The 4,819-nt window shown below is 68.3% G+C and carries 7 protein-coding genes; 5 read left to right on the top strand and 2 right to left on the bottom strand.

Features of this window, described 5'->3' with window-relative positions; translation table 11 throughout:
- Positions 1 to 652: NAD-dependent epimerase/dehydratase family protein (locus tag JYJ84_RS28530; protein WP_205189770.1), on the top strand; the 652-nt coding region annotated here is incomplete at its 5' end.
- Here JYJ84_RS28530 and JYJ84_RS28525 read toward each other — a convergent pair.
- Positions 635 to 823 (bottom strand): hypothetical protein, encoded by a 189-nt coding sequence (locus JYJ84_RS28525; RefSeq protein ID WP_122946073.1) that lies wholly within the window; start codon positions 821 to 823, stop codon positions 635 to 637. The genes JYJ84_RS28530 and JYJ84_RS28525 overlap by 18 nt on opposite strands.
- Positions 824 to 929: 106 nt before the next feature.
- Positions 930 to 1,646, bottom strand: coding sequence for a pseudouridine synthase (locus JYJ84_RS28520; RefSeq protein ID WP_175223029.1), 717 nt, complete (start codon positions 1,644 to 1,646; stop codon positions 930 to 932).
- Positions 1,647 to 1,760: 114 nt separating this feature from the next.
- Here JYJ84_RS28520 and copC point away from each other — a divergent pair, with 114 nt between their 5' ends.
- The 4 genes from copC to JYJ84_RS28500 all read left to right on the top strand — a co-directional run bounded on the left by copC (position 1,761) and on the right by JYJ84_RS28500 (position 4,739).
- The gene (gene copC, locus JYJ84_RS28515) at positions 1,761 to 2,135 is read left to right on the top strand and encodes a copper homeostasis periplasmic binding protein CopC (protein ID WP_175223030.1); all 375 of its coding nucleotides are present in this window, start codon (positions 1,761 to 1,763) and stop codon (positions 2,133 to 2,135) included.
- Between the two features lie 63 nt (positions 2,136 to 2,198).
- The gene (locus JYJ84_RS28510) at positions 2,199 to 2,699 is read left to right on the top strand and encodes a DinB family protein (RefSeq protein ID WP_175223031.1); all 501 of its coding nucleotides are present in this window, start codon (positions 2,199 to 2,201) and stop codon (positions 2,697 to 2,699) included.
- 179 nt (positions 2,700 to 2,878) lie between these two features.
- Entirely contained in the window at positions 2,879 to 3,652 is a 774-nt protein-coding gene (locus tag JYJ84_RS28505) for an SDR family oxidoreductase (RefSeq protein WP_175223032.1), read from the top strand.
- 166 nt (positions 3,653 to 3,818) lie between these two features.
- Positions 3,819 to 4,739, top strand: a complete 921-nt coding sequence (locus JYJ84_RS28500) for a LysR family transcriptional regulator (protein ID WP_174955434.1) — start codon at positions 3,819 to 3,821, stop codon at positions 4,737 to 4,739.
- The last annotated feature ends 80 nt before the right edge of the window (positions 4,740 to 4,819 follow it).

The raw sequence follows: 4,819 nt of genomic DNA, 5'->3' as shown, positions 1-4,819 counted from the left end.
CGGCGCGCCCGTTCGGGCAGCGCGTATTGTACCCGACGGCCTTCGTGCGCCGAGGCTCGTCTACGCCAGTACGACGGGCGTTTACGGCGACTGCGGCGGCGCACGCATCGACGAAACGCACCCGCTGCGCCCCGCGAATCCGCGCGCGTTCCGGCGCGTGTCGGCCGAGCGGCAACTGCGTGCGGCGACGGTGCGCGGCGTGCTGTCTGCGCGCATCGTGCGCATCCCGGGCATCTACGCGGCGAACCGTCTGCCGGTCGCGCGGCTCGAGCGCGGCACGCCGGCGCTCGAGCCGGCCGACGACGTCTACACGAACCACATCCACGCGGACGATCTCGCGGCGATCCTGCGCCGTGCGGCCGAACGCGGCAAGCCGGCGCGCGCCGTGCACGCGTCGGACGACAGCGAACTGCGGATGGGGGAGTATTTCGACCGGGTCGCACAGGTGCTCGGCCTGCCGAAGCCGCCACGCGTCAGCCGCGCGGACGCCGAGCGTCAACTCGAATCGACGCTGCTGTCGTTCATGCGCGAGTCGCGGCGCCTGTCCAACGCACGGCTCAAGGCCGAATTGTGCGTGACGTTGCGCTATCCGACCGTAGACGATTTCCTTCAAACGCTCGCGCCGGGCAGCGCGTCAGGTGAGCGCCGGTAACGCCTCGATCAGCAGGAAGCACAGCAGCGCGCCGATCAGCGCGCCAATCAGGTTCGGATGATATTTGTGCTTCATGTGCATCGCGGCCAGCAGCCCGCCGATCACGATGACACCGATGACCGCGAACGCGATCATCACGTACGACAGTTCGAAAGTATGGTTGATGTTCATGATGTCTCCCCCTGCATCGCTGCTCGTACAGCTTGTGATTTCAGTATAGCGGGGGAACATGCGGCCGAGACGCGGCCGGACGTCGAACGGTCGTGCGGATTTTCCCTTACAGGGTTTTGACTGGATTGCGTAATGCTGAAAGGTCGGCGTCATCGAGCCAGCGCCACGCACCCGGTGCGAGATCGTCCGGCAGCGTGAAGCCACCGATGCTTTCGCGATGCAGCGCTTCGACGCGATTGCTCGCCGCCGCGACCATGCGCTTGACCTGGTGATACTTGCCTTCGAGGACGGTCAGCGCGAGCGCGTGCGTGTCGCGCGCGTCGGCTGCGACCGCGGCGATCGGCTTTGGCTCGCCGTGAAGCTGCACGCCGGTGCGCAGCACGTTCAGCTGCGTGTCGTCGAGCGGGTGGCGCACGGTCGCCACGTAGGTCTTCGGCACCTTGCGCTTCGGCGATGTGTACGCGTGCACGAACTGGCCGTCGTCGGACAGCAGCAGCAGGCCGGTCGTGTCCTGGTCGAGACGTCCGACACACTGCACGCCACGTGCGACGAGCGGCGCGGGCAGCAGGCTGAACACGCTCGTGTGGTGTTGCGGATCGCGCGAACACTCGTAGCCGGCCGGTTTGTTGAGCGCGAGATACGCGTGCGCGTGGAATGGCCACGCCGTACCGTCGACCGAGAACACGAGGCCGTCGGTATCGAACGCGGCGTCGGGGTCGGTCGCGCAGGCGTCCGCCACGGTGACGCGGCCCGCTTCGATCAGGCCGCGGCACTGGCGGCGCGAGCCGAAGCCCTGGGTGTAGAGAATGCTTTCGAGGTCCATAGCGCGCGCATTCTATCAAGCGGCGGCGCGCGACCGGCATGAACGCGCATGCGCTGGTAAGCTGCCGGTACGCCGCGCGGGGCGCGGCGCCCGTTCATTCTTCACGGAAAGTCCATGCCTTTTGCTTCGTTCCCGTTCGACCGCAAGGCTGCCGCCTTCATCCTTGCCGCGACCGTTTCGTCGGCCGCGTTCGCGCACGCGCACCTCGCGAAGAGCGACCCGGCGGCGGGCGCGGCGCTGGACGCCGCACCGGCTGCCGTCACGATCGACTTCACCGAGCCGCTGGAGCCGGCGTTCAGCTCGATCGTCGTCGTCGACGGCGACGGCAAGACGGTGTCGGACGGCCGTGCGCGCATCGACGCGTCGAACCGCAAGCGGATGACGGTGCCGCTCACGGCCGTCGGCTCCGGCGCCTATACGGTGAAATGGGTGGCCGTCGCGACCGACGGGCACCGCACGCAGGGCGCGTACGGTTTCGGCGTGAAGTGACGCAACGGCGGCGGCAGGCCCGTGCCAGGGCTGCCGCCGCTCCTATCCGACAGGGAGTCCCGCATGAATCCGACGACGCTCGACGCACTCGCCGATTTCCCCCGTCTGCTCGAAGCCCATTTCGCGGCCGTCCCCGACGGCTACGCGCGCTGGACGCCCGACGACTGGGCCGGGATCCCGAGCGAGCATTTTTCGCCGCTCGGGCAGCTTTGCCACGTGCGCGACATCGAGATCGACGGCTATCACGTGCGGCTGCGGCGGATGCTCGACGAGGACCGGCCGCTGCTCGTGTCGATCGATGGCGACGCGCTCGCGATCGAGCGCCGCTACAACGACGCGTATGCGTCCGACGTGCTCGCGGCGATCCGCGAAGCGCGGCGCGAGACGCTGGATCTCGTGTCGCGCCTCACGTCCGAGCAGTTCGCGCGCACCGGGGAGTTCGACGGCTACGGCTCGCTGACCGTGCGCGGGCTCGTCCACTACCTGTGCAGCCACGACCAGCAGCATCTGGCCGGCATGCAGTGGCTGCTCGGCAAGATCGACGCGGCGCTGTACGCGCGCTGACCCGGCCGGCATGCGCGGAATCGAGCGCAGATTCCGGCGCGATTGTCGGTGCGGCAGGTGGCACTGCATGGCCGCGATTGGATCGTTTTTCTGGATAATCCATCCAGCCGCGACCGGCTGACCGGCGCGTCGCGCGTGCCTACACTCCAAGCTTCGTTCAACGAGAAAAGGAGTCAACCGTGGCAACTCATACGCTCGCAGACAAGGTCGTCCTGATCGCAGGCGGCGCAAAGAATCTCGGTGGCTTGATCGCGCGGGATCTGGCGAGCCACGGCGCGAAGGCGGTGGCGATTCATTACAACAGCGCCGCTTCGCAGGAACAGGCCGAGGAGACGGCCGCCGCGGTGCGCGCGGCTGGCGCTCAAGCCGCCACGTTCCAGGGCGACCTGACGACGGCCGCTGCGGTCGAGAAGCTGTTCGACGACGCGAAGCAGCGCTTCGGCAAGATCGACATCGCGATCAACACGGTCGGCAAGGTGCTGAAGAAGCCGTTCACCGAGATCAGCGAGGCCGAGTACGACGAGATGTTCGCGGTCAACAGCAAGTCGGCGTTCTTCTTCATCAAGGAAGCGGGGCGGCACCTCGAGGATCACGGCAAGCTCGTCACGCTCGTGACGTCGCTGCTCGGCGCGTTCACGCCGTTCTATGCGGCGTACGAAGGGTCGAAGGCGCCGGTCGAGCATTTCACGCGCGCGGCGTCGAAGGAGTACGGCGCGCGCGGGATCTCGGTGACGGCCGTCGGGCCGGGCCCGATGGACACGCCGTTCTTCTACCCGGCCGAGGGCGCCGATGCGGTCGCGTATCACAAGACGGCGGCCGCGCTGTCGCCGTTCAGCAAGACGGGCCTCACCGACATCGAGGACGTCGTGCCGTTTATTCGCCATCTCGTCACCGACGGCTGGTGGATCACGGGCCAGACGATCCTGATCAACGGCGGCTATACGACCAAGTAACCGACCCGGCAACGGGCCGCGCAGCGCACCGCAATGGCGCGTTTGCGTGGACAATGGACGGGCGCGCGGCCTCGCGGCTGCGCGCCCGTTTTTTCTGGGCCGCCGGATCTTGCCGCGACGCGCGACGGCCGGCGGCGACGATCGTCCGAACTTACGTTCCCCGCCGATGGACAAGCTGGATCAGGTCAGAATCTTCCTGCAGGTGGCCGAGATGGGCAGCTTCATCAAGGCCGCGCATGCGCTCGACGTGCCGCGCGCGACCGTGTCGGCGGCCGTCCAGCAGCTCGAGACGGGGCTCGGCACGCGCCTCCTGCATCGCACCACACGCCAGGTGCAACTGACCGCCGACGGTACGCTGCTGCTCGAACGCGGCCGGCGGCTGCTCGCGGAGGCCGACGAGCTCGACCGCCTGTTCCGCCGCCGCGACCGCGACGTGATCGGCCGGCTGAACGTCGACGTGCCGAGCCGGATTGCGCGCCGCATGGTGGCGCCCGCGCTGCCGTCGCTGTTCCGCCGTTACCCGAAGCTGCAACTGTCGCTCGGCTCGACGGATCGTTCGATCGACCTGGTCCAGGAGGGCGTCGATTGTGCGATTCGCGTCGGGCGGCTCGCGGACAGCAGCCTCGTCGTGCGGCCGCTCGGGCAGTTCACGCTGATCAACTGCGCGAGCCCCGACTATCTGCGCGAATGCGGTGTGCCCGAGCATCCGGATGCGCTCGCGCACGGACACTGGGCGATCGGCTATGCGTCGCCGACGACCGGGCGCGAGCTCGACTGGGAATACTGCGCGGACGGCCAGCGGCACACGCTCGCGCTGCCGAGCCGCGTGATCGTCAACAACGCCGAAACCTATATCGCCAGCTGCATCGCGGGGATGGGGCTGATCCAGATTCCGCGCTTCGACGTCGCGCATCTGCTCGACAGCGGCGCACTCGTCGACGTGATGCCCGGCCACCGCGCCGCGCCGATGGACGTGTCGGCCGTGTATCCGCACCGGCGCCATCGTTCGCGCCGGCTCAACGCGTTCATTGAGTGGTTCGGAGAACTGATGGCGAGCGCGCTGACGGCGGGCGGGGACGGGGACTGACCGGCGCGGCCGGTTTGCGTCATGTGCCGTCGTGCCTGTTTCAGCCGGGCGGCGCCGCGAACTGCCGGCTGCGCCCGGTT

The organism is Burkholderia sp. LMG 13014, assembly GCF_905232215.1.
In the GTDB taxonomy this organism is placed as follows: domain Bacteria; phylum Pseudomonadota; class Gammaproteobacteria; order Burkholderiales; family Burkholderiaceae; genus Burkholderia.
This window is presented reverse-complemented; position numbering and strand designations above follow the sequence as displayed.

Coding starts and splice junctions, on each gene's coding strand:
- JYJ84_RS28525 (WP_122946073.1), bottom strand. CDS start 823: ATGAACATCAACCATACTTTCGAACTGTCGTACGTGATGATCGCGTTC.
- JYJ84_RS28520 (WP_175223029.1), bottom strand. CDS start 1,646: ATGGACCTCGAAAGCATTCTCTACACCCAGGGCTTCGGCTCGCGCCGC.
- copC (WP_175223030.1), top strand. CDS start 1,761: ATGCCTTTTGCTTCGTTCCCGTTCGACCGCAAGGCTGCCGCCTTCATC.
- JYJ84_RS28510 (WP_175223031.1), top strand. CDS start 2,199: ATGAATCCGACGACGCTCGACGCACTCGCCGATTTCCCCCGTCTGCTC.
- JYJ84_RS28500 (WP_174955434.1), top strand. CDS start 3,819: ATGGACAAGCTGGATCAGGTCAGAATCTTCCTGCAGGTGGCCGAGATG.